General features: G+C 72.2%; 4 protein-coding genes. 3 read left to right on the top strand and 1 reads right to left on the bottom strand.

The features are described 5' to 3' along the window. Both ESO86_RS11845 and ESO86_RS11850 read left to right on the top strand, forming a co-directional pair. On the top strand, positions 1-2,663 hold a 2,663-nt coding region (locus ESO86_RS11845), incomplete at its 5' end, for a TM0106 family RecB-like putative nuclease (protein ID WP_129235216.1). Positions 2,664-2,792: 129 nt separating this feature from the next. After that, a complete protein-coding gene (locus ESO86_RS11850; RefSeq protein WP_129235218.1) occupies positions 2,793-3,044 on the top strand; it encodes a glutaredoxin family protein in 252 nt (83 codons plus the stop codon). An 18-nt stretch (positions 3,045-3,062) separates the two neighbouring features. Here ESO86_RS11850 and ESO86_RS11855 read toward each other — a convergent pair whose 3' ends face one another. Further along, a complete protein-coding gene (locus ESO86_RS11855) occupies positions 3,063-4,064 on the bottom strand; it encodes an LLM class F420-dependent oxidoreductase (RefSeq protein ID WP_129235217.1) in 1,002 nt (333 codons plus the stop codon). Positions 4,065-4,140: 76 nt separating this feature from the next. On the opposite strand from ESO86_RS11855, the gene ESO86_RS11860 reads away from it, so the two are divergent. Next, positions 4,141-4,558 (top strand): hypothetical protein (locus ESO86_RS11860; protein ID WP_165307722.1); only part of this gene is annotated, 418 nt, incomplete at its 3' end.

A 4,558-nucleotide genomic window follows, 5' to 3' on the forward strand; every position in this document is an offset into this window, starting at 1 on the left:
CCGCCGAGGCGTCGGGCGACCGCTCGCCCGACGATCCGCCGCTGCCGCCGCCCGTCGAGGTGCGCGAGCCGGGCGCGCTCGCGGCGATCCCCGAGCCCGACGCCGGCGACCTCTTCTTCGACTTCGAGGGCGACCCGCTCTACACCGAGGGCGCCGCGACGGAGTGGGGTCTCGACTACCTGTTCGGCATGATCGACGTCGAAGAGCGGTTCACGCCGATCTGGGCGCACGGGTTCGCCGAGGAGCGCGAGGCGCTCGTGCAGTTCCTCGCCTTCGTGAAGGAGCGTCGGGAGCGGCACCCGAACCTGCACATCTACCACTACGCCAGCTACGAGCGCACGCACCTGACGTCGATCGCGGCACGCCACGGCGTCGGCGAGGCCGAGGTCGACCAGCTGCTCGCCGACGGCGTGCTCGTCGACCTCTACCCGATCGTCAAGCGCGCGGTGCGCGTCGGCAGCCGCTCGTACTCGATCAAGAAGCTCGAACCCCTCTACATGGGCGAGCGGCTCCGCGAGGCCGACGTGAAGTCGGGCGGCGACTCGATCCTGGAGTACGTGCGCGCGCGCGAGCTCGCCGCGACCGGAGACGCGGAGGCGGCGCAGCTCGTGCTCGACGACCTCGCCGAGTACAACGAGTACGACTGCGTCTCGACGCTCCGCCTGCGCGACTGGCTGCTCGGCCTCGCCAGGTCGAACGGCGTCGCGCCCGTGCCGGCGCTCCTGCTCGCCGAGCCGACCGTCAAGCAGTACGCGGCGAGTCCGCTCGCGACGGCGCTGTCCGCGCTCGCGGGCGGTGCCGACGAGCGTCGCGACGACCCCGACCGCACGGCGCTCGCACTCGCCTCCGCCGCGATCGACTACCACGAACGCGAGCTCAAGACGTTCTGGTGGGGGCACTTCTTCCGGGTCGAGCAGCCGCTCGAGGCGTGGGAGGACCACCGCGACGTGCTCGTCGTCGATCCGGCCCGCACGGTCGTGCTGCACGACTGGTACCGCGAGGGCCGGCAGCAGTTCGACCGCCGCGAACTGCTCCTCCGCGGCCGCATCGCCCCCGGCTCGCGGTTCAGCGCGGGCGCCGAGCTCTACCTGCTCTACGACTGGCCTGCCCCGTTCCCGTCGTTCTCGCGTCGTCCCGGCTCGCGGGCCTGGGCCAAGGCGACCGTGCTCGAGGCGACGCCCGACGGCGTCCGCATCGAGGAGCGGTCGACTGTCGACGACACGTGGCGCGACCTGCCGTTCGCACTCGTGCCGGGCAACCCGCCTCCCGCCGGCCGGCAGAAGGCGGCGATCGCCGAATGGGCGCGCCCGATCGTCGACCGGCACCCGGAGTGGCCGAAGGACCCCGGCGTCGACCTGCTGCGCCGCCTCCCGCCGCGCACGCGCTCCGGCGCACTCGCCCCGCTGCCCGACCACGAGTACGTCGGCGCGGTCGTGCGCTCGCTCGGCGACCTCGACGACTCCTACCTCGCGGTGCAGGGTCCCCCCGGCACCGGCAAGACCTACGTCGCGGCGCACGTCATCGCGCGCCTCGTCGGCCACCACGGCTGGAAGGTCGGCGTCGTCGCGCAGTCGCACGCGGTCGTCGAGCACCTGCTCGACGCCGTCGTGGGCGCAGGGCTCGACCCGCGTCGCATCGCCAAGGCGCCGAAGGATCGGAGCGATGGCGCCGAGCGCGGCTGGACCGCGATCGAGAAGGACGCGATGGCGTCGTTCATCTCGGCCAACCGCGATCACGGCTTCGTGGTCGGCGGGACCGCGTGGGACTTCGCCAACGCCGACCGGGTCGCTCGACGTGCGCTCGACGTGCTCGTCATCGACGAGGCGGGCCAGTTCTCCCTCGCATCGACCATCGCCGCCTCGGTCGCGGCGCGCAGGCTCCTCCTCCTCGGCGACCCGCAGCAGTTGCCGCAGGTGAGCCAGGGCACCCACCCCGAACCCGTCGACATGTCCGCCCTCGGCTGGGTCGCCGACGGCCACGACGTGCTGCCATCGGAGTTCGGGTACTTCCTGGCCGAGAGCCGTCGCATGCACCCCGCCCTGGCAGCGTCGGTCTCGGCCCTGTCGTACGAGGGCGAACTGGCGTCTCACCCGTCCGCGGCGCTTCGCGGCATCGACGGCGTCGAGCCGGGCCTGACGCCGGTGCCGATCGAGCACGAGGGCAACACGACGGAGTCGATCGAAGAGGCCGCCGAGGTCGTCCGCATCGTCGGGTCGCTGCTCGGCCGCGCGTTCACGCACATCGCGCACGGCGACGGCGAACCCGACCGCGCCCGGCCCCGGCCGCTGGAGCAGTCCGACGTCATCGTCGTGACGCCCTACAACGCCCAGCTCGCGGTCGTTCGCGACGCACTCGATCGCGCCGGGTACACCGCGGTCCCGGTCGGCACGGTCGACAAGTTCCAGGGGCAGGAGGCCGCGGTCGCGATCGTCTCGCTGGCCGCGTCATCCGCCGCTGCCGCGCCGCGCGGAGTCGAGTTCCTGCTGCTCAAGAACCGCCTGAACGTCGCGATCTCACGCGCGCAGGTCGCCGCCTACCTCATCCACTCGCCGGGCCTCCTCGACGCGCTTCCGCGCACGCCACAGGGGGTCGCGCAGCTCAGTGCCTTCGCACGACTCGTCGGCGTCGAACTCCCGGCGTGGGATCGCGAGCCGGTCGGGTAGGCCCGACCGCCGGAAGACGGAGCCCCCTGCCCGAGGCATCCTCGCACGCTGGGAATGCCGCACAGGATACCCGCGTAGGTTATCGGAGTGACTTCCACTGCAACCGACCTGAACCCCGCCCGAATCACGATGTACGGCGCCGAGTGGTGCGGCGACTGCCGACGCTCCAAGGCGCTGCTCGACCGCCGCGGCGTCGACTACGAGTACGTCGACCTCATGGTCGTCGCCGACGGCGCAGACCGCGCCAAGGCGATCTCGGGCCGCACCAACATCCCCGTCGTCGTCTTCCCCGACGGCACGCACTACACCGAGCCGACCGACGCGCAGCTCGACGCGAAGCTCGACGAGGTCGACCGCGAGCAGGACGGCGCCGCAGCCTGACGCGCGGCGCCGCCGCACTCAGGCGAGCGCCGGCATGACCTCGCGCTCGTAGAGCTCGAGGCCCGAGCGGTCGTACGCCGCCTCCGGGAAGTAGTGGATGGCGTACCCGAGCCCGCGCTCGCGCATGTCGAGCAGCTTCTCCACGACCTGGTCCGGCGTGCCGACGGCGATCGCGGCATCCGAGCGGAACTCGTGGATGAACTTCGCCGCGGCCTTCGGGCCCGCCGAGCCCGCCAGGCGGGCCTCGATGGCCTGCAGCCGGCGCTCGACGTCGGCATCGGTCTCGCCGATCACGGTGTTGAAGTTGGCGCTGCGCACGATGGACCCGAAGTCGCGACCGAGGCGATCGGCGTGCCCGCGGAGCACCTCGCTCTTGTGGCTGAACTCCTCGGGGCTCCCGTAGAAGTTCGTGTACGCGGCGTGCTTCGCCGCGATGCGCAGCGTGACCTTCTCTCCGCCGCCGGCGACCCACATCGGGATCCCGCCCTGCTGCAGCGGTTGCGGCTGCACGATCGCCTCGTCGACCGTGTAGAACTCGCCGTCGAGGCTCGCCCTCCCGGTCGTCCACGCCTGGTGCATGACCTCGACGCCCTCGCGCAGCATCCGGAGCCGGGCCGGCGCGTCGGGGAACCCGTACCCGTAGGCACGCCACTCGTGCTCGTACCATCCGGCGCCGATGCCCATCTCGACGCGGCCACCGGAGATGACGTCGACGGTTGCGGCGACCTTCGCGAGGTACGCCGGGTTCCGGTAGGCCATGCACGTGCACATCTGCCCGAGGCGGACCCGCGACGTCGACGCGGCGTACGCGGCCATGAGGGACCACGCCTCGTGCGTCGCCTCCGTCTCGCTCGGCACGGGCACGGTGTGGAAGTGGTCGTAGACCCAGATCGACTCCCACGGCGAGCCGTCGCGGTCGGCGTAGGCGGCGAGGCCGTGCATCGTCGACCAGTGGTCGGCGGGATCGATGCCGACGAGGTCGTGACGCCAGCCCTGGGGAACGAAGAATCCGAATCGCATCCGGCCAGACTACGGTCGCCGTTCTCAGCGCCAGCACTGATGTCGGGGGGCCTTGACATCCGTAGCGTCAGCGAACATGGCCCACACGATCGATCACGCGCACGTCATCGTCGACGACCTCGCCGCCGTCGCGGTGACGAGCGGCGGCATCCGCGTCATCCATCTCTCGGGTGTCGCGACCTGTCCCAGCGAACTGTGGAGGGTCGACGTCGTCGCGGTCGCGCGCGCCCCCTTCGCCGGTGCGCCGACCGACCGCCTGGCCATCGGCCTGCGGTCCGCCCCGCCACGTCGTCGCGGCCGCTTCCGGACGGTCCGCGTCCCCTTCGAGGCGATCATCGAGGACCAGCGCACGCACGAGGTCGAGGTGCACCTCGAGTGCCAGCCCGCCATCGTGCTTCCGGTCCTCGAGGCCGACGACTCGTTCGGGGCGGGAGCCCGCGCCACCGCGCGGCGCCGCGTCGGCGCCGCGGGCCGGGCGATGCCCGCGAGCCGGG

It is taken from the genome of Agromyces binzhouensis (assembly GCF_004135055.1).
Taxonomy (GTDB): domain Bacteria; phylum Actinomycetota; class Actinomycetes; order Actinomycetales; family Microbacteriaceae; genus Agromyces; species Agromyces binzhouensis.

Excerpts from the sequence above, each read along its gene's own strand:
- ESO86_RS11855 (WP_129235217.1), bottom strand. The coding sequence starts at position 4,064 with ATGCGATTCGGATTCTTCGTTCCCCAGGGCTGGCGTCACGACCTCGTC.
- ESO86_RS11850 (WP_129235218.1), top strand. The coding sequence starts at position 2,793 with ATGTACGGCGCCGAGTGGTGCGGCGACTGCCGACGCTCCAAGGCGCTG.